The following is an 18,276-nucleotide window of genomic DNA, read 5'->3' on the forward strand; positions in this document are numbered from 1 at the left end:
ATGATTTTAGAATTTTTCCAAGGGCTGCGGGACTTTCACTTCCTGCAAAATGCCCTCATCACAGCCATCGTCATTGGGATTGTTGCTGGAGCTGTCGGCTGCTTTATCATTCTGCGCGGCATGTCACTCATGGGGGATGCTATCTCTCATGCGGTTCTGCCCGGTGTGGCCCTGTCCTACATTTTAGGGATTAATTTCTTTATCGGAGCCATCACCTTCGGACTTTTGGCCTCGATTATTATCACCTACATCAAGGGCAATTCCATTATCAAAAGCGATACAGCCATTGGGATTACCTTTTCTTCCTTCCTAGCTCTGGGTGTGATCCTGATTGGCGTTGCCAATAGCTCCACTGACCTCTTTCATATTCTCTTTGGGAATATTTTGGCCGTACAGGACATTGATATGTGGATTAGTATTGGAGTCGGAATAGCTGTGCTCTTAATCATCATCCTCTTTTTCAAGCAGCTATTGATTACCTCCTTTGACCCCCTGCTGGCTCAAGCCATGGGCATGCCGGTCAGCTTCTATCACTATCTGCTGATGATTCTCTTGACCTTGGTCTCTGTGACAGCCATGCAGAGCGTGGGAACCATTCTGATTGTCGCTCTCTTGATAACGCCGGCAGCAACGGCCTACCTCTATGCCAACAGTCTGAAAACCATGATTCTGCTGTCCTCAGGACTGGGCGCTCTAGCTTCTGTACTGGGCCTCTTTATCGGCTACAGCTTTAATGTCGCTGCAGGTTCCAGCATTGTCCTGACCTCAGCCATCATCTTTCTCATCTCTTTCTTTATTGCCCCTAAACAACGCTATTTAAAACTTAAAAACCAACCTAAACTAAAATAAAATTTGATGGAGGAATCCCATGAAAAAATTAGGTTTTTTATCCCTGCTTTTGCTAGCAGTCTGCACTCTCTTTGCCTGCTCCGGTCAGAAGAAGGCGTCCAGTGAGTCATCCAAGCTCAAGGTTGTTGCAACCAACTCAATTATCGCTGATATTACCAAAAATATAGCTGGCGATAAGATTGACCTGCACAGCATTGTACCAGTCGGCAAAGACCCCCACGAATACGAACCTCTGCCTGAAGATGTCAAAAAGACTTCTCAAGCGGATCTCATCTTCTACAACGGTATCAACCTGGAAACTGGCGGCAATGCTTGGTTCACCAAGTTGGTCAAAAATGCCAATAAGGAAGAAAACAAGGACTACTATGCTGTCAGCGATGGCGTTGACGTCATTTACCTTGAAGGGCAAAGTGAAAAGGGCAAAGAAGACCCTCATGCTTGGCTCAACTTGGAAAATGGTATCATCTATGCACAAAATATTGCCAAGCGTTTGATTGAAAAAGACCCTGACAATAAGGCCACTTACGAGAAAAATCTCAAAGCCTATGTGGAAAAGCTAACCGCTCTGGATAAGGAAGCCAAGGAGAAATTCAACAATATCCCAGAAGAAAAGAAAATGATTGTGACCAGTGAAGGATGCTTCAAGTACTTCTCTAAAGCCTACAACGTGCCGTCGGCCTACATCTGGGAAATCAACACCGAGGAAGAAGGAACTCCAGACCAAATCAAAAGCTTGGTTGAAAAACTACGCAAGACCAAAGTGCCATCTCTCTTTGTCGAATCAAGTGTGGACGACCGTCCGATGAAGACTGTTTCTAAAGACACCAACATCCCAATCCACGCTAAAATCTTCACTGACTCAATCGCTGACAAAGGCGAAGAAGGCGACAGCTACTACAGCATGATGAAATACAATCTGGATAAAATTTCTGAAGGATTGGCAAAATAATGATAAAAGGTTAGGAAGACAAAATCCTAACCTCTTTATTTTTGTATAAGGAGTTTTAATTTGTAGCACTCTCAAATTTCCGGTCAAATTATTCGAAAAAAATCACTATTCGCTGTACAATGAAGCTATCAAACATGAATGGAGACTCCTTATGACAACTTTTCTCGGAAATCCTGTAACCTTTACTGGAAAGCAACTGCAAGTCGGCGATACCGCCCACGATTTTAGCCTGACAGCTACTGACCTTTCAAAGAAAACTCTGGCTGACTTTGCTGGCAAAAAGAAAGTCCTGAGCATCATCCCATCTATCGATACTGGTGTCTGCTCGACTCAGACTCGTCGTTTTAACCAAGAACTCTCTGACTTGGACAATACCGTTGTGATCACGGTTTCAGTTGACTTGCCTTTTGCTCAAGGCAAGTGGTGTGCTGCTGAAGGCATTGAGAATGCTGTCATGCTCTCTGACTACTTCGATCATTCTTTCGGTCGCGACTATGCTGTCCTTATCAATGAATGGCACCTTTTGGCTCGCGCAGTTCTAGTTTTGGACGAAAACAACACTGTGACCTACGCTGAGTATGTAGACAATATCAATACCGAGCCAGACTTTGAAGCAGCGATTGCTGCAGTTAAGAGTTTGTAAAAGATAAAAATACGGATTTGCTAGTCCGTATTTTTTTGTGCGAAAAACTTCTGCCAAAACTGACGGAAGCAAGCCCAGGAACGCAAGAGAAAGGATGGTCGATTCAGCAATTTCTTGAATTGAGCAATCTCTGCCTTTGCCTGTTTATAAGCACTCCGTCCCTTTCGAGCATAAGGGCTCTTAGCCGAACGATAGCCCAGCGGACCACGATTATTCTGAGGTGACTTGAACTTGCGGCCGCCATTTTCAATGACAAGCCTGCGAAAGCGAGGATCCCATATAGCAGGCGTTTTGACGTCATAGCGGGTATGAGAAGCCTGATTGACCGGACGATTGCGCTCACCGTAGTTAAAGCTGGCGCCATTCACAATCCCATTTTGGCTAGCCCCCTCTGGATCTATGATATTGAGAAAACGGCCTGTCTGATCCAGAATAAACTCTGTATGAAAATCAATCAGGATTTTTATATTGGCCTGACTTGCTTGACCATCCGGATAGACAGCTTGCTCTGACTTCTTATCAATATAGGCTTTATTGTGCAGGCGAGAGGACTCTTGAAAGCTATAAGTCAGCCCTGGCCAATCCTTTAGATAGGAAGCCAAGGCTTCTGCATCTGTCATACCAGCCTGACGGTAGCGCTCCCTGACCCACTGGGCCTGCTGGCAGGAAATGACATAGCGAAACTGATGCAGCTGCTTTTTGAGCTTTTGATTACCATCCTTTTGGCTCAAATCATCTGCCGGAAAAGCCTGGCGCAAGGTCCTTGAGAAAATCTTCCAAAAGCCATCATGCGGTGTTAGGCCTGGAGCAATTCGAGCCAGCAAAAAATCTGTCTCTGACTTGTCCCCGCTCAACTCCTCAGGCATATTAACAATATTCATAGCCATAACCAGCAGTTCCTGAGCTCCTAACCTGCTGTTCTGAGCATTCTCAGCCTGCCAGAGCTTTTGAAAAAAGGGACTGCCAAAAAGCTGAGCTTCCTGAAGGTAATCTCCTTCTTCTGTCAATGTTTTCCCTTGCACACTAATCTCTGCAAAAACTCGTTCCAGTGCTGCCCGAGACCAACCAATTGATTGCAATTGCTGAAAGAGCTGCTCTTTCTCTTCTTTCGGATACATGGCTTCCCTCCTTTCTTTTTTCTATTATACCCACATAGAAAACCGCCCGTCAAGCAACGAGCGGTCTTCTTATTCACGAATTTCTTATCCTTTGATGGCAATAAAGGGTGTTCCTTCTGTATTATCCGTCGGATCTACACTCTTGACTCCAAAGAGATAGTCTACTGGATACCAGCCATTATTAGCTGCATTATAAGGGTCACGGACATAGGTTTTTCCATTGTCATAGCCTTTGAGAACCAGCTCATGAGTGACTGGATAATGGGCAAAGATGCTGGTACCAACGGCACCTAGGACATGATGCCCCTGCGAAAGCACTTCTTTGACTGCAGAAGCTGTAAACAGGGTCTCAGTCGTCAGATCCCAGTGCTGGGCAGCGCGAACAATACCACGGCTGCTGGTGCCAAATCCATCTTTATTAAATTCATTGGTATTATTGTATAGGTAATCCGCAACGGTTGTTGGAAGCACTTCTGTCCCAGTAATTCCAGAAATAACCATGGCTAGCGTTGTCGGCACGCATCCTGTCGCATCCATGCTGTAAGGACCATACTTCCTGCCACCCCAGCGACCATCACGCTGTGAGTAGTACGGAGTATTGTAAACCGCTTTTGATACCTGGGTCGTAGTAGCATCAACAGCGATGAGCTGACCATTGTCCTGCTTATAGTAAAGATGAATCTTGTACTCGCCGGTAGAAAGCTTATGGTCACTAGCTCGGACTGTGATCTTATAGGTGCCATTCGCCTGCTTTTGAGCTAAATACCATTTGACATCATCCTGATCCTTATCTGTGGACCAAGTTGGCAGATAGACTGCTTGAATTCCACCTGGATTGGAGACATTTGTCACAACCACATCAAAAGTTCCTGTTCGCGCATTATTGTTTTGGATATTGATTTTTCCAGTCGCACGGATATTTTCAGGTGCTACAGAAACCATCAGCTTCTCGCCACCCGCACCTTGCATCTGGCCATCCTCGTTCAGATAGTAAAGATGAACCTTGTACTCACCTACTGAAAACTTATGATCCTGAGCTCGGACATGTTTTTTATAGGTGCCGTCAGCTTGGCGCTCAGCGATATACCACTGCACGTCGACTTGGTCATCCTTGCTGGACCATGTTGGCAGGTAGACCGCCTTCAGACCATCTGGAGCAACAATATCAGACACGACAATATCAAATTCGCCTGTCTGCGGATTGTTGTTCTGAATGGTGATCTTGCCCTGTGGTTGCGCGCGAGTAACCACCGTCTTTGTTGAGCCTGCACCCTGAAGCTGGCCTGAATCATTCACAAAATAGAGATGAACATTATACTCACCAAGGGAGTTCTTGTGGTTGCGGTAGCTGACATGCTTGAAATAGGTTCCATTGGCTCGTCTTTCGGCTGTGTACCATTGCACATCGTCTTGGTCGTTAGCGGTGGACCAGGTTGGAAGACTAACAGACTTCAGGCCATCTGGGGCAACAATATCAGAAACGACAATATCAAATTCACCTGTCTGCGGATTGTTGTTCTGAATGGTAATTTTACCCTGTGGCTGCGCGCGAGTAACAACCGTCTTAGCCGAACCTGCACCCTGCAGCTGACCTGCATCATTCATAAAATAGAGATGAACATTATACTCACCAAGAGAGTTCTTATGGTTGCGGTAGTTGACATGCTTGAAATAGGTCCCATCAGCGCGTCTTTCGGCTGTGTACCACTGCACATCGTCTTGGTCGTTAGCAACAGACCAAGTCGGCAAGTAAACAGCTTTTAGACCATCTGGGGCAACAATGTCTGACACGACAATATCAAATTCACCTGTCTGTGGATTGTTGTTCTGAATAGTAATCTTGCCTTGTGGCTGCGCGCGAGTAACAACCGTCTTAGCCGAACCTGCACCCTGCAGCTGACCTGCATCATTCACAAAATAGAGGTGCACATTATACTCACCCAAGGAGTTCTTGTGGTTGCGGTAGCTGACATGTTTGAAATAGGTCCCATCAGCTCGTCTTTCAGCAGTGTACCACTGCACGTCGTCTTGGTCGTTAGCAGCTGACCAAGTCGGCAGATAGACCGCCTTCAGGCCATCTGGGGCGACAATATCGGATACGACAATATCAAATTCGCCTGTCTGCGGATTGTTGTTCTGAATGGTGATCTTGCCTTTTGGTTGCGCGCGGTCAACCACCGTCTTAGCTGAGCCTGCACCCTGCAGCTGGCCTGCATCATTCACAAAATAGAGGTGAACATTATACTCGCCCAAGGAGTTCTTATGATTGCGGTAGCTGACATGTTTGAAATAGGTCCCATCAGCTCGTCTTTCAGCGGTGTACCACTGCACGTCGTCTTGGTCGTTGGCAGCTGACCAAGTCGGCAAGTAAACGGACTTCAGACCATCTGGGGCAACAATATCGGATACGACAATATCAAATTCACCAGTCTGCGGATTGTTGTTCTGAATGGTAATCTTACCTTGAGGCTTTTTGACCTCTGCTGCCAATGGACGCTCTGTAGCAGAAGCTGCTTGCGCCAGCTGATTAGAAGCATCACTTTTTTCAGAGTCGTCAGCTACAGCAGGTTGATTTTCTGTCGAAGCTACAGTATCACTTTTCGGATGGGCATTTTCTACAGGATCTGATGAAGTAGGCCGAGCACTGGTATCGGAAGACGTAGGTATCTGACTAGCGTCAGGAGTAACAGCCTCCGGCGCTGGTGCAGCCTTATCCATACTTGACAGACTGGTTTCTGTCACAGTCGGAGTTGCAGCTGTGCTAGCTTGGTTCTCCACAGCCTGGCTGACAGCGACACTGTCAGCTGTCTGACTAGGTGTCAGCTGTTCTGCCTGCACTGCTCCACTTCCAAGAAAGGCCAGACCAGTCGCAATCGCTACCGAGACTGCTCCCAGACTGCATTTGCGAATGCCAAAACGAGTAAACTTCTCTGCTCGAGACGCCATCATTCGTCTTTTTTTCATAATAGGATTCTCCTTTTGCAAAAAAGTAAAAAGCAAGCCAATTTTCTGCAAACCAGCTAAAGAATTTTTACTTTTTATTTTTTAAATTGTACGCTTTGATTATATAATAATCGCAAAACGATTACAAGCGAATAAAGAAAAACTAAACATCAAAGAAAGGCTTAGACACTGTATTCTTACAGTGATTTTTGTTATACTAGTGATAGAAAGTTCAGCGAGGATGCAAGATGACCCCAAATAAAGAAGACTATCTCAAGTGTATCTATGAGATTGGCAGCCGCCACAAAAAAATCACCAATAAAGAAATCGCCCAGCTCATGCAGGTTTCACCTCCAGCTGTGACGGAAATGATGAAAAAAATGCTGGCGGAAGAACTTCTGGTCAAGGATAAAAAAGCCGGCTACCTGCTGACTGATTTGGGGCTAAGGCTAGTTTCCGACCTCTATCGCAAGCACCGGCTGATTGAGGTCTTTCTGGTCAATCATCTCGGCTACTCGACTGATGAAATCCATGAGGAAGCCGAAGTCCTAGAGCACACTGTTTCTGAGCGTTTCGTTGAGCGTCTGGATGCCATGCTCCAGTACCCCAAGACCTGTCCTCACGGAGGCACCATCCCAGCCAAGGGAGAGCTTCTGGACGAAGAAAACCAACTGACTCTGGAAGAGGCTTCTGCCCCTGGTGACTATATCATCAAACGCGTACACGACGACTTTGACTTGCTCAAATACTTGGAAAAATATAACCTGCAAATCGGCCAAACCATCACCTTCATCCAATACGATTCTTTCGCTCAGGCCTATCTTCTCAAGACAGAAACCCAAGAAATCCAAATCAATCCTATGATTGCCCAACAGATTTATGTAGAAAAACTATAAACAGAACCCAGTTCGGACTTTTTAGTCTAAACTGGGTTTTTATTGACAAAAATAAGATGTCAGATTATAATAAGTATACTTACAAAATATCTAGAGGGAAAGCTAATGGAAAAATCGCAGTTCAACTCCATCTACAAGGATGAATACAAAAAATCAACCGGTCTGCTCTTTATCCGTGCCTACCACAAGTGGCATGGGCTGATAAAAAACAAACTGAGAACGATTGATTTGACCCATCCTCAGTTTGTCGTTCTGACCACTCTTGCAGCGCTTCTGCGTCAGCGAGAATGGGTGAGTCAGACCGATATTGCCCGATTTTCTGACATGGATGTTATGACCGTATCCCAAATCATCCGCCTCTTGGTCAAGAAAGGTTTGATCATGCGGGAAGTCCATCCCAAGGACAGCCGTGCCAACATCATACTTCTAACGGATACGGGGCTGCAAAAGGTCAACCAAGCCCTTCCTCTGGTAGAAAGCATTGATCAGGCGTTCTTTGGAAAATTAGAAAATAATACAGAAACATTAAACCAACTCTTAATAGAACTGGAGGCAGAAAATGACTAGATTTTGGATTGGTGTCGTATCAAAAGAACATGTACTAAGAGGTGTAGAGGGTGGATTTTGTCAAGTCTGCCATGGAAAGAAAGCACCATTGAACCGAATGAAAAAGGGGGACTATCTTCTGTACTACAGCCCCAAGTATCAGCTGAATGGTCAGGAAAAGCTACAGGCCTTTACAGCAGTTGGCAAGATTCTAGATGACACTGCTTACCAAGTAGAGATGTTTGAAGGCTTTGTCCCATTTCGGCGAGATGTCAGCTACTACCAGCCTGTCAAAGACTGCCCTATTGAGCAAGTCCGACATCATCCTCAGTGGCGCCAATATGCTTCTCAGATAAGATACGGACATTTCGAAGTTTCGAAAGACTTCTTCCTTTATGTTTTTGAGCAAATGAAACTGGACAGCCCTGCAAATCAGTAGAAGCAGCTTCGTTTGACTTACACCTAAACCTTTGCTCACCTGTCATTAAATCTAAAGTTCCGATTCTCAAGGAAAATCGGAACTTTTTGATTTGAAGTGAAATTATCGATTTATCAAATCAGCATAAAAGCAAATAAACTACACGTAATCACATTTACTAAAGCATGTATAATCCAGCTAGCTAAAATGGAGCCATCAGATTTCTTTTCATTGACAAAGCCCATATAAGCCGCGATGCCACCCGTACACAAAATGATGAGCAGGGTTTGCTGCCAAGAGAGCACTGTTATAGACATTAAGCCATGGAGCAGACCAAAAAGAGCAGCTTGTATGGTGTTGGCTACCACAAAGGATAAGCGACTAGCCAATCTCTTTAAAAGAAAACCTCTGAATAGCAGTTCTTCCGACAGAGAAGTTTGAAAAATACCATAAATCAGAACAGCTGGCAAGGCTTGGAAGCCTAGGCCTGAGAAATTCGAAGTCGCTGTATCCAGATTTTTTACAGCAGGATATACTAGCAAAAACGAAAGAAGCAAGAAAGATAGCGAACCAAACAAAATCCACAGCCAGATCTTCCGGCTGCCAGTATCTTTTAGTGGTTTTAAGCCAAGCCATTCTAAAAATGGACTTTTTCTTCTAGCACTTATCAACCACCAAACAAAAGGAAGAAAAGCAAACAAAGCAATTTGAATCAGAGCATTCAGCATCTGTTGAACTAGATTTTCCATGATAAGAGACTCCTTTCTTTTCTTTAATATGATTATACAAGACAAACTTCAAGAATTTATAAAGTAATTCTAAAATATTTCTAAAGAATGAAAGAAATCATAAACATAAACAAATCAAGGATTATCGCCACTTCAACTTGTTTGCTATGCTTATCATTTTTGGACTAAATGATTCCAAAAACTCTTTAAAAACTTATCTCAACAATATAAGAAAAGTTGCAGATAAAAATAAGGCGATGAGTTTAAAAAATAGAAAACTGGCAATACGTTAAAGTAAGGGAGAAACTCCTAAAATTTTATCATACGAAGTCAAATTTTCAGCCTATCTATCCCAGATAATTTTCTTTTTAGTCAAATACTCCCAGCTCCTGTTCATCCACTTTCTACCCCTCGGGGTCTCAATTTTGCAGGCTTAGTGCCATGCCAAAAGCTGTTTTTCCCTTCTTGCCAACCCGCTTACATTTTGCTACAATGATGTCAAAAATCAGTAAGGAAAAATTATGCCACAACAACTTTTTAAAGAATTTGCCCAGCTAGATCAAGTGGAAGCTATTGTTCTCGGCGGCTCTCGTGCTGGACAGCATTTTGACAAAGACTCAGACTATGATGTTTATGTCTACTTGACAGATTCCATTGCTCCTATGACTCGACGCAATATCCTCAGCAAGTACTGTTCCTACATGGAAATCGGCAATCAGTTTTGGGAACTAGAGGATGACTGTGTGTTAAAGAGCAAGATCGAAATTGAGCTCATTTACCGTACACTGGATAGCTTCGATAAAGACCTGCAGACTGTAGTCCTAGACCACCAAGCCCAGAATGCCTATACCACCTGTATGTGGCACAATCTGCTTCACAGTAAAATCATCTACGACCGAAATGATCGCTATGAGGCACTTCAAAACAAGTACAGACGACCTTATCCAGCTGAACTTAAAAAGAATATTATTAAGAAGCAACTCCTCCTACTCGATCAAGCCATGCCAGCTTTCTCCAAACAAATAGAAAAAGCGCTCAAGCGTCAAGACCTGCTCAGTATCAATCACCGCAGCAGTGAATTTTTTGCTTCCTATTTTGACTTGCTCTTCGCCCTAAACGAACAGACGCACCCTGGAGAAAAGAGAATGCTGGAGTTTGCAAAAACCAACTGCCCGCTATTACCTCAGCATTTCGAAGAAAATATACAGACCTATTTTCAAAAGCTCTACACTGAGCCCGCTGAAGCGTTAAAGCTTATCAATCAGCTAGTGGCGACCATCAAAGAAGTCATTCCTCAAGAAATGATTGGTGATTTTTAGTAATGTTGTCGGAAACTATCTATTCATTGCTACAGAAGCAAAAAAATTAGGAGTTTGAACACTAGTGTTCAAACTCCTTTTCATATTTATTCTCAGCGATTCTTCGTATCCAAGATAATGGTCACTGGACCATCATTGATTATCTCTACCTGCATGTCTGCCCCAAAAATCCCCGTCCGAGTCGGCACCTCCTGCTGCAAGGAAAGATTGAAAGCATCATAAAAATTACTAGCCATCTCTGGCGGAGCAGCCTTGACAAAGGCTGGCCGATTACCCTTTTTGGTATCTGCATGCAGAGTGAACTGGGAAATCGACAAAACTTCTCCGCCAATGTCCTTGATAGACAGGTTCATCTTGCCCTCAGCATCGGAAAAAATCCGCATATTGACAATCTTCCTGACTGCATAATCCATATCCTCCTGACTATCGTCAGGGCCTACGCCGACTAGGAGCAGAAGACCTTTTCCAATACTGCTGTGCAGCTGCTGGTCAATACTGACCTGAGCACGTTTCACGCGCTGAATCACTATTTTCATATTTTTTCCTTTGATTTAAGCAAGTCACCAAGGGTAACTTACAGCTCGATAATGATTTCCGAAAAGAATCAGCCATTAGTCCGCTTGACCGAGTAGACCTCTGGCACGCTCTTAATCTTATCCACCACCGTCGTCAGCATGGACAGATTAGCAATACCAAAAGAAACGTGGATATTGGCAAATTTCATATCCTTGGTCGGCTGGGCATTAACTGTTGAAATGTTTTTGGTGGTATTGGACAGAACCTGCAACACATCGTTGAGGAGGCCAGAGCGGTTGAGACCGTAAATATCAATGTGAGCCGTGTACTCTTTGGTCGTGTTGTTGTCTTCCCATTCCACATCAATCAGCCGCTGCTCGTAATTTTCTTGGGCCTTGAGATTCATGCAGTCCTGTCGGTGAATGGCTACACCGCGTCCTTTGGTAATATAGCCGACAATATCATCACCCGGTACAGGATTACAGCATTTGGCAATCCGGATAAGGAGACCAGACGCCCCCTGAATAACCACACCACCTTCGTGCTTAACCTTGAGGGTGTCTTTTTTGTTTTCGACCTTGACTTCGCCGCCCTTAACCAATTCCTCCGCTTCTGCTCTGGCCTTGGCCCGTTCTTCCTCACGGCGCTCTTTTTCTGTCAAACGGTTGAAAATGCTAATGGCACCAATCTCACCGAAGCCAATCGCCGCAAAAAGCGCCTCCTCAGTCTTATAACTGGTCTTCTGCAGCACTTCTTCCATGTGCTTCTTGTCCATGTACTTATTGGCTACATAGCCATGCTCCTGAAATTGAGCCTGCAAGAGTTCCCGCCCTTTGGAGATAGATAGCTCCTTGTCTTGATTTTTAAAGAACTGACGGATTTTATTTCTGGCCTTGCTGGTCTTGACAATATTGAGCCAGTCGCGGCTCGGTCCGAAGGAGTTAGCGTTGGTGATGATTTCCACCTGATCACCTGTCCTAAGCTTGGTTGTCAGGGGCACCATGCGGCCATTGACCTTGGCTCCTGTGGCTTTCTCGCCGACCTTAGTGTGGATCTCATAGGCAAAGTCAATCGGACCCGAGTCCTTAGGCAGAGAACGCACCGCTCCATCTGGTGTGAAGACGTAGATTTCCTCAGCCAGATAGCTCTCCTTGACCGAGTCAACGAAGTCCTTGGCATTGTTAGACTGGTCCTGCAGTTCCATCAGCTCCTTGATCCAGTTCATCCCGATGGCTGATTCTTTGCTGTCTACCTGTCCCTTGACCCCTTTCTTGTAAGCCCAGTGAGCCGCAACCCCATACTCAGCGACCTCATGCATTTCCTTGGTCCGAATCTGAAACTCAATCGGACCTTTGGGTCCATAAACGGTCGTGTGGATAGACTGATAGCCATTGGCCTTGCGGTTGGCAATATAATCCTTGAACCGCCCCGGCATAGGACGCCAAAGCTCATGAATATAGCCCAGCATGGCATAAACATCACTTTGAGTATCCAAGATACAGCGAATGGCGATTAAATCATAAATCTCATCAAAACGCTTCTTCTTGTCCTGCATCTTACGATAGATCGAGTAGATATGCTTGGGCCGGCCATAAATCTTACCGTGCAGATTGCGCTCGCCAGCATAGGTCTCAATCTTCTGAACCACCTCTTCTACCAGTTCTTCACGCTCCCGACGCTTCTCCTTCATCATGTGGGAAATTTTGTAAAATTCCACTTCATTGAGATAACGGAAGGACAAATCTTCCAGCTCCCACTTGACACTGGAAATCCCCAGGCGATGAGCCAAGGGGGCGTAGATTTCCATTGTTTCTCGGGAAATCCGCTCCTGCTTATCCTTGCGCAGATGCTTGAGCGTCCGCATATTGTGGAGACGGTCTGCCAGTTTGACCAAAATAACCCGGATATCCTCCGACATGGCCATCAGCATCTTACGGTGATTTTCTGCCAGCTGCTCCTCGTGGGATTTGTACTTGACCTTACCCAGCTTGGTAACCCCATCCACAATCACGCGGACATCCGTCCCAAACTCTCTTTCCAAATCATCCAGCGTCGCACGGGTATCCTCGACCACATCATGAAGAAAGCCGCAGGCAACCGTTACCGCATCCAGCTTGAGCTTGGCCAAAATCCCTGCCACCTGAATGGGATGCACAATATAAGGCTCACCTGACCTGCGAAACTGCCCGCTGTGACAGTCAATCGCATAGATCAAAGCTTTCTGTATAAAGGCCACATCCTCCGCAGCCAGATATTTTCTAGTAAGGGCCAATACCTGATCGCCCGTCAAATTCACTTCTTTTGGCATCTCGTCTCTCCAATTCCTGCCTACTATTTTATCACTTTTAACCCGATATGAAAACCTAGAAGACGGTTCATATAAAAACCCGCCTTAAACGGGCGGGAGTTATCCGATGCGAGGCTGGTAAAAACAAAGCCTTACTTATTATCCTGCAATTCCTGAACACCACTTCTCTTTTGCTGGGCACTTTCTTTGACTTGTCACCGATTTTATAACTAGTATATTCTTGCCAAGCAATCTTATTCTTTACTTCATCATTGTAAAACATCGAAATCACTCCTTAAGTAAATCTTGAAATTTCTTTGATTTTGACATTCCTACTGTACTAATTGGTTCGTCTTCCCCATATTTTTGAATGCCAAACTTACCTATAATATCTTGGTTTTCATTGATTACAATATGAAACATGATTCCGCCCATAGGATTATGACGGATGGTCTTGTCATCTATTTTATAAGAACGAATCTTCCCCTTATCCGTTAAAGCATGAGGGTCTAATTTTTTTAATTTCTTTTCTATTAAATTCTTCACTTCCTCACTGTGGACAATCTTTACCATCTCATTCTGAAATTCTTGATTTTTGTGCGCCATATACATTCCTCCTCCCAAACAAACAGCCACAAACAAACTGACGATAATTAGTATAATTTTATTCTTTTTCTTCATTAGACACTCCTACGACTATTATAATTTAGTATGTGGTATAGGTTTTGCGATTCCAATTAAAGCAAGAGGTTTTCGCTATAGCTAGAATAGTGAATCACTTGTCATCACTCCCCTACCAAAGCTTGCAAACCTGCCGATTCACTCATACCAACTGAACTTAGTTGCTCACTTCCGCCATCTTTTTGAATTCCCATTTTCCCAAACATACTTATACTATCATTAATGATGATATCAAACATAATGCCTCCCATTGGATTATGTTTAATGGAGCTATCATCTATTTTATAAGAACGAATTTTTCCTTTCTCCGTTAAAGCATTTGGATCAATTGCTTTTAATTCTTCCACAATCAATTTCTTTACTTCCTCACTGTGGACAATTCTTATCATCTCATTCTGGAATTCTTGATTTTTGTAAGTCAAGTATATTCCTCCTCCCAGACAAAGAACTAAAAACAAGCTAACAACTGATAAGATAATTTTATGTTTTTGCTTCATTAGACACTCCTACGACTATTATAATTTAGTATGTGGTATAGGTTTTGCAATTCCAATTAAAGCAAGAGGTTTTCGCTATAACTAGAATACTGAATCACTTGTCGTCACTTTCCAACAACGCCCGCAAACCTGCTGATTCAGTCATACCTTCCGTACGAATTTTCCCATTCTCACCATCCATTCGAAGACCAGTCTTCCCAACCATACTTATACTATCATTAATGATAATATGAAACATAATTCCCCCCATCGGATTATGCTTAATGGAGCTATCATCTATTTTATAAGAGTGAATCTTCCCTTTGTCTGTTAACGCATTTGGATCTTTTCTTTTTAAATCTTCTTCAATCAACTCCCTCACTTCCTCACTATGGACAATTCTGAACATTTCATTCTGGAATTCTTGGTTTTTGTGAGCTAGGTAGAGACCTACTCCTATGCAAGCAGTCACAAACAAGCTGATAACTGATAAGATAATTTTATGTTTTTGCTTCATACGTTCACCTCTAAATAAAGAAATCTCCTTATGACTCCTTGGTCATCACTCCTCTAGCAACTTCTGAAGACCTTTTGACCTATCCATACCAACAGTTCGTATGTCCTCATTCTCTCCATATTTTCTAAGGCCTGTTGACCCAACAATATCAGGGTCATCATTAATGACAATATCAAACATAATGCCTCCCATTGGATTGTGACGAATGCTCTTATCATCAATTTTATAGGATTGAATTTTCCCCTTATCTGTTAAAGCATGAGAATCTATTTTTTTTAATTTCTTTTCTATTAGATTCTTCACTTTCTTACTGTGGACAATTCTTGTCATCTCATTCTGAAATTCATGATTTTTATGAGCTAGGTATAGGCCTACTCCCAGCAATATCAGTACACTTAGGCCAATAAGCCCCATAATTCTATTTCTTCTCTTAGACATATAAACATTCCTCAATCTTTATCAGTTTCATTATATAATATATTTCCCCAAAAGCAAAAACCCGCCTTAAACGGGCGGGTTGTGGTGAAGAAAGTGATGAACTTCTTCCTTGATAAATTGACAATAAGCATAGACAAGGTAGCAAGTAGATGCCACACCTAAAAGGGCGACAAACAACTCAAATAAGGCAGACATAGTCATGGCGAACCTCCTCTCCTTATCAGGCAAAAAATGCAGATACGCTTCCCAGTTTAGGCAGTCTGATTTTTTCCGTTTTATTTCCCTTTCCGACTTACCCAAGTGAGCTCATCACTATTATACCAAAATACGAAAGCGGATACAATAGTGGTAAATCTTGGAGCATTCTGTTTTAGTTTATATTCTCATATTTGCAACTTATGAAGCTTCCAGTCAATTTTATTAAGTTTTAATTTATGAACTTCTCTTGATGAGAGCGCTTTAATATAGTATAATATAAGTCTGAAATTCATTTTAACAAAGGAGATATTATGTCTAAATCATCCCTTCAAAAAACGGTTGTGCTTTTGAGCGCAGCGACTCTTGCGGCAGCTGTAAATGCTGTTCAAGCTGATGAGAATGCTCCAGCAGTCACCGCTAATCCTGCTCCAGTAGAAAGCAGCGCAGCGGAAGTAAAACCAACGACTGCTGCAAGTCCTACTGAAGCTACTGCGACACCAGAGAGCACGGAGCCTAGCTCTGCTATTTCCCCAGAAAATGCCAGCGGAAACGCTGATGCTCTGATGGCTATGGCTCGCAATGTCGCAGCTACTGAGGATACTAAGCCCGTGGAGGGACAGACTGTCGAGCTTCGTATCTTGGCAACGACTGACCTCCATACCAACTTGGTCAACTACGACTACTATCAGGACAAGCCGGTGGAGACCTTGGGACTGGCTAAAACAGCCGTGCTGATCGAGAAAGCAAAGAAAGAAAATCCAAATGTCCTCTTGGTCGACAATGGCGATACCATCCAAGGAACGCCGCTTGGAACCTATAAGGCCATTGTAGATCCTGTGGAGAAGGGCGAGCAGCACCCTATGTACGCTGCTCTGCAAGCTCTGGGCTTTGAAGCTGGTACGCTAGGAAACCATGAGTTCAACTATGGTCTGGACTATCTGAACCGTGTGATTGAGACAGCCGGCATGCCTCTTGTCAATGCCAATGTGCTGGATCCAGCGACTGGTAAATTCATCTATCAGCCTTACAAAATCATCGAAAAGACCTTTACGGATACACAAGGCCGCTTGACGACTGTCAAGATTGGTGTGACAGGGATTGTACCGCCACAAATCCTCAACTGGGATAAAGCAAACCTAGAAGGAAAAGTGGTCGTTCGCGATTCTGTTGAGGCTATTCGAGACATCATTCCTGAGATGCGCAAGGCAGGTGCAGACATCACTTTGGTGCTTTCTCACTCTGGTATCGGAGATGACAAGTATGAAAAAGGCGAGGAAAATGAAGGTTATCAAATCGCTAGCCTGCCAGGTGTGGATGCTGTTGTAACGGGCCACTCCCACGCCGAATTCCCAAGCGGAAATGGAACTGGTTTCTACGAAAAATATCCTGGTGTAGACGGTGTCAACGGGAAAATCAACGGCACTCCAGTAACCATGGCTGGAAAATACGGCGACCATCTGGGCGTCATTGACCTCAAGCTAAACTATACCGACGGTAAATGGAAAGTCACTGACAGCAAGGGCTCCATCCGCAAGGTGGATACCAAGTCTAATGTAGCAGATCAGCGCGTCATTGACATTGCTAAGGAATCCCATCAAGGGACTATCAACTATGTCCGACAGCAAGTCGGTACAACGACTGCACCGATTACAAGCTACTTCTCTCTGGTCAAAGACGATCCATCTGTGCAAATCGTCAATAATGCTCAGCTTTGGTATGCTAAGCAAGAGCTGGCTGGCACGCCTGAAGCCAACCTTCCTATCCTGTCTGCAGCTGCTCCTTTCAAGGCGGGAACTCGCGGGGATGCAACGGCCTACACAGACATTCCAGCTGGTCCTATTGCCATCAAGAACGTAGCAGATCTCTATCTTTATGATAATGTCACAGCTATCCTCAAGGTCAACGGTGCCCAGCTCAAAGAATGGTTGGAAATGTCAGCTGGCCAGTTCAACACCATTGACCCAAATAATAACCAACCGCAAAATCTGGTCAATACTGACTACCGGACTTATAACTTTGATGTTATTGACGGTGTTACCTATGAGTTTGACATTACCCAGCCGAACAAATACGACCGCGAAGGCAAGCTGGCAAATCCAAATGCCAGCCGGGTCCGCGACCTTAAATATCAAGGCAAAGAGATTGACCCCAATCAGGAATTTATCGTCGTGACCAACAACTACCGGTCCAACGGTAACTTCCCAGGTGTTCGAGAAGCCAGCCTCAACCGCCTGCTCAATCTGGAAAACCGCCAAGCTATCATCAACTATATCTTAGCTGTCAAAAATATCAATCCAAGTGCAGATCAGAACTGGCATTTCGCTGATACCATCAAGGGACTGGACCTGCGCTTCCTGACAGCTGATAAGGCCAAGAACTTGATTGGTACTGACGGAGACATCGTCTATCTAGCAACCTCTGCCCAAGAAGGATTCGGCGAATACAAATTCGTCTACGTCGCACCGAAAACTGAACCGGTTCCTATTGAGCAACCAAGCTCTCCTACTATCGCAGTTGAAGCAGCCAACCTGCAGCATAGTAGAGTAGACTTCCCTGTCTTGACTGCTGTTGACCCTAGCACAAACAAGCAAGCATCCCACAGACAGGCAGGAACAGAAAGCCTCCCAGCAACCGGAGAAAAGACATCCTCGCTCGGACTCTTGGGACTTGTCATGACCGGACTTGCAGGAATCTTCGCCTTCAAAAAACGTGAAAGACAATAATGATTAAAAAATCAGCAGCCAAAATGGCTGC

The 18,276-nt window shown here is 44.2% G+C and carries 18 protein-coding genes; 8 read left to right on the top strand and 10 right to left on the bottom strand.

What is annotated here, in order from left to right; translation table 11 throughout:
- The 3 genes from FOC72_RS08815 (at position 1) to tpx (ending at position 2,441) form a co-directional block, all read left to right on the top strand.
- Positions 1 to 849 carry a metal ABC transporter permease gene (locus FOC72_RS08815; protein ID WP_032913327.1) on the top strand — a complete coding sequence of 283 codons (849 nt, stop codon included), beginning with the start codon at positions 1 to 3 and terminating at the stop codon, positions 847 to 849.
- Between the two features lie 19 nt (positions 850 to 868).
- The gene (ssaB, locus tag FOC72_RS08820; RefSeq protein ID WP_002896682.1) at positions 869 to 1,798 is read left to right on the top strand and encodes a metal ABC transporter substrate-binding lipoprotein/adhesin SsaB; all 930 of its coding nucleotides are present in this window, start codon (positions 869 to 871) and stop codon (positions 1,796 to 1,798) included.
- Between the two features lie 151 nt (positions 1,799 to 1,949).
- Positions 1,950 to 2,441, top strand: a complete 492-nt coding sequence (gene tpx / locus FOC72_RS08825; protein ID WP_002896683.1) for a thiol peroxidase — start codon at positions 1,950 to 1,952, stop codon at positions 2,439 to 2,441.
- Between the two features lie 20 nt (positions 2,442 to 2,461).
- On the opposite strand, the gene FOC72_RS08830 is transcribed toward tpx, so the two are convergent.
- The gene (locus FOC72_RS08830; RefSeq protein ID WP_002896684.1) at positions 2,462 to 3,559 is read right to left on the bottom strand and encodes a DUF3114 domain-containing protein; all 1,098 of its coding nucleotides are present in this window, start codon (positions 3,557 to 3,559) and stop codon (positions 2,462 to 2,464) included.
- Between the two features lie 84 nt (positions 3,560 to 3,643).
- Positions 3,644 to 6,523: a GBS Bsp-like repeat-containing protein gene (locus FOC72_RS08835; RefSeq protein WP_080557424.1), complete on the bottom strand. Its 2,880-nt coding sequence runs from the start codon at positions 6,521 to 6,523 to the stop codon at positions 3,644 to 3,646.
- A gap of 227 nt (positions 6,524 to 6,750) precedes the next feature.
- On the opposite strand from FOC72_RS08835, the gene FOC72_RS08840 reads away from it, so the two are divergent.
- The 3 genes from FOC72_RS08840 (at position 6,751) to FOC72_RS08850 (ending at position 8,383) form a co-directional block, all read left to right on the top strand.
- Entirely contained in the window at positions 6,751 to 7,398 is a 648-nt protein-coding gene (locus tag FOC72_RS08840; RefSeq protein WP_002896686.1) for a metal-dependent transcriptional regulator, read from the top strand.
- Positions 7,399 to 7,503: 105 nt separating this feature from the next.
- Complete coding sequence (locus tag FOC72_RS08845; RefSeq protein WP_002896687.1) at positions 7,504 to 7,965, top strand: MarR family winged helix-turn-helix transcriptional regulator; 462 nt, start codon at positions 7,504 to 7,506, stop codon at positions 7,963 to 7,965.
- The gene (locus FOC72_RS08850) at positions 7,958 to 8,383 is read left to right on the top strand and encodes an EVE domain-containing protein (protein ID WP_002896688.1); all 426 of its coding nucleotides are present in this window, start codon (positions 7,958 to 7,960) and stop codon (positions 8,381 to 8,383) included. The genes FOC72_RS08845 and FOC72_RS08850 overlap by 8 nt, the downstream gene beginning before the upstream one ends.
- Before the next feature lie 113 nt (positions 8,384 to 8,496).
- Here FOC72_RS08850 and FOC72_RS08855 read toward each other — a convergent pair whose 3' ends face one another.
- Positions 8,497 to 9,111, bottom strand: a complete 615-nt coding sequence (locus FOC72_RS08855; protein ID WP_002896689.1) for a CPBP family intramembrane glutamic endopeptidase — start codon at positions 9,109 to 9,111, stop codon at positions 8,497 to 8,499.
- A gap of 500 nt (positions 9,112 to 9,611) precedes the next feature.
- On the opposite strand from FOC72_RS08855, the gene FOC72_RS08860 reads away from it, so the two are divergent.
- The gene (locus FOC72_RS08860; protein WP_002896693.1) at positions 9,612 to 10,409 is read left to right on the top strand and encodes a DUF4037 domain-containing protein; all 798 of its coding nucleotides are present in this window, start codon (positions 9,612 to 9,614) and stop codon (positions 10,407 to 10,409) included.
- Positions 10,410 to 10,501: 92 nt separating this feature from the next.
- On the opposite strand, the gene dtd is transcribed toward FOC72_RS08860, so the two are convergent.
- The 7 genes from dtd to FOC72_RS11650 form a co-directional block, all read right to left on the bottom strand.
- Complete coding sequence (gene dtd, locus FOC72_RS08865; protein WP_002896694.1) at positions 10,502 to 10,945, bottom strand: D-aminoacyl-tRNA deacylase; 444 nt, start codon at positions 10,943 to 10,945, stop codon at positions 10,502 to 10,504.
- A 68-nt stretch (positions 10,946 to 11,013) separates the two neighbouring features.
- Positions 11,014 to 13,233, bottom strand: a complete 2,220-nt coding sequence (locus FOC72_RS08870; RefSeq protein WP_002896695.1) for a RelA/SpoT family protein — start codon at positions 13,231 to 13,233, stop codon at positions 11,014 to 11,016.
- A 267-nt stretch (positions 13,234 to 13,500) separates the two neighbouring features.
- Positions 13,501 to 13,893 carry a DUF1310 family protein gene (locus FOC72_RS08875; RefSeq protein ID WP_002896696.1) on the bottom strand — a complete coding sequence of 131 codons (393 nt, stop codon included), beginning with the start codon at positions 13,891 to 13,893 and terminating at the stop codon, positions 13,501 to 13,503.
- A 104-nt stretch (positions 13,894 to 13,997) separates the two neighbouring features.
- Positions 13,998 to 14,390 carry a DUF1310 family protein gene (locus FOC72_RS08880; RefSeq protein WP_002896698.1) on the bottom strand — a complete coding sequence of 131 codons (393 nt, stop codon included), beginning with the start codon at positions 14,388 to 14,390 and terminating at the stop codon, positions 13,998 to 14,000.
- Positions 14,391 to 14,484: 94 nt separating this feature from the next.
- A complete protein-coding gene (locus tag FOC72_RS08885) occupies positions 14,485 to 14,886 on the bottom strand; it encodes a DUF1310 family protein (RefSeq protein WP_002896700.1) in 402 nt (133 codons plus the stop codon).
- 45 nt (positions 14,887 to 14,931) lie between these two features.
- Positions 14,932 to 15,324 carry a DUF1310 family protein gene (locus FOC72_RS08890; RefSeq protein WP_032914273.1) on the bottom strand — a complete coding sequence of 131 codons (393 nt, stop codon included), beginning with the start codon at positions 15,322 to 15,324 and terminating at the stop codon, positions 14,932 to 14,934.
- A 66-nt stretch (positions 15,325 to 15,390) separates the two neighbouring features.
- Complete coding sequence (locus tag FOC72_RS11650; protein ID WP_260468515.1) at positions 15,391 to 15,519, bottom strand: hypothetical protein; 129 nt, start codon at positions 15,517 to 15,519, stop codon at positions 15,391 to 15,393.
- 314 nt (positions 15,520 to 15,833) lie between these two features.
- On the opposite strand from FOC72_RS11650, the gene FOC72_RS08895 reads away from it, so the two are divergent.
- Entirely contained in the window at positions 15,834 to 18,245 is a 2,412-nt protein-coding gene (locus FOC72_RS08895; protein ID WP_002896704.1) for a bifunctional 2',3'-cyclic-nucleotide 2'-phosphodiesterase/3'-nucleotidase, read from the top strand.
- Positions 18,246 to 18,276 lie beyond the last annotated feature (31 nt).

It is taken from the genome of Streptococcus sanguinis (assembly GCF_013343115.1).
In the GTDB taxonomy this organism is placed as follows: Bacteria; Bacillota; Bacilli; order Lactobacillales; family Streptococcaceae; genus Streptococcus; species Streptococcus sanguinis_H.

Bases quoted from the DNA above. Each gene is read 5' to 3' on its own strand.
- FOC72_RS08815 (WP_032913327.1), top strand. From the start codon at position 1: ATGATTTTAGAATTTTTCCAAGGGCTGCGGGACTTTCACTTCCTGCAA.
- ssaB (WP_002896682.1), top strand. From the start codon at position 869: ATGAAAAAATTAGGTTTTTTATCCCTGCTTTTGCTAGCAGTCTGCACT.
- tpx (WP_002896683.1), top strand. From the start codon at position 1,950: ATGACAACTTTTCTCGGAAATCCTGTAACCTTTACTGGAAAGCAACTG.
- FOC72_RS08830 (WP_002896684.1), bottom strand. From the start codon at position 3,559: ATGTATCCGAAAGAAGAGAAAGAGCAGCTCTTTCAGCAATTGCAATCA.
- FOC72_RS08835 (WP_080557424.1), bottom strand. From the start codon at position 6,523: ATGAAAAAAAGACGAATGATGGCGTCTCGAGCAGAGAAGTTTACTCGT.
- FOC72_RS08840 (WP_002896686.1), top strand. From the start codon at position 6,751: ATGACCCCAAATAAAGAAGACTATCTCAAGTGTATCTATGAGATTGGC.
- FOC72_RS08845 (WP_002896687.1), top strand. From the start codon at position 7,504: ATGGAAAAATCGCAGTTCAACTCCATCTACAAGGATGAATACAAAAAA.
- FOC72_RS08850 (WP_002896688.1), top strand. From the start codon at position 7,958: ATGACTAGATTTTGGATTGGTGTCGTATCAAAAGAACATGTACTAAGA.
- FOC72_RS08855 (WP_002896689.1), bottom strand. From the start codon at position 9,111: ATGGAAAATCTAGTTCAACAGATGCTGAATGCTCTGATTCAAATTGCT.
- FOC72_RS08860 (WP_002896693.1), top strand. From the start codon at position 9,612: ATGCCACAACAACTTTTTAAAGAATTTGCCCAGCTAGATCAAGTGGAA.
- dtd (WP_002896694.1), bottom strand. From the start codon at position 10,945: ATGAAAATAGTGATTCAGCGCGTGAAACGTGCTCAGGTCAGTATTGAC.
- FOC72_RS08870 (WP_002896695.1), bottom strand. From the start codon at position 13,233: ATGCCAAAAGAAGTGAATTTGACGGGCGATCAGGTATTGGCCCTTACT.
- FOC72_RS08875 (WP_002896696.1), bottom strand. From the start codon at position 13,893: ATGAAGAAAAAGAATAAAATTATACTAATTATCGTCAGTTTGTTTGTG.
- FOC72_RS08880 (WP_002896698.1), bottom strand. From the start codon at position 14,390: ATGAAGCAAAAACATAAAATTATCTTATCAGTTGTTAGCTTGTTTTTA.
- FOC72_RS08885 (WP_002896700.1), bottom strand. From the start codon at position 14,886: ATGAAGCAAAAACATAAAATTATCTTATCAGTTATCAGCTTGTTTGTG.
- FOC72_RS08890 (WP_032914273.1), bottom strand. From the start codon at position 15,324: ATGTCTAAGAGAAGAAATAGAATTATGGGGCTTATTGGCCTAAGTGTA.
- FOC72_RS11650 (WP_260468515.1), bottom strand. From the start codon at position 15,519: ATGTCTGCCTTATTTGAGTTGTTTGTCGCCCTTTTAGGTGTGGCATCT.
- FOC72_RS08895 (WP_002896704.1), top strand. From the start codon at position 15,834: ATGTCTAAATCATCCCTTCAAAAAACGGTTGTGCTTTTGAGCGCAGCG.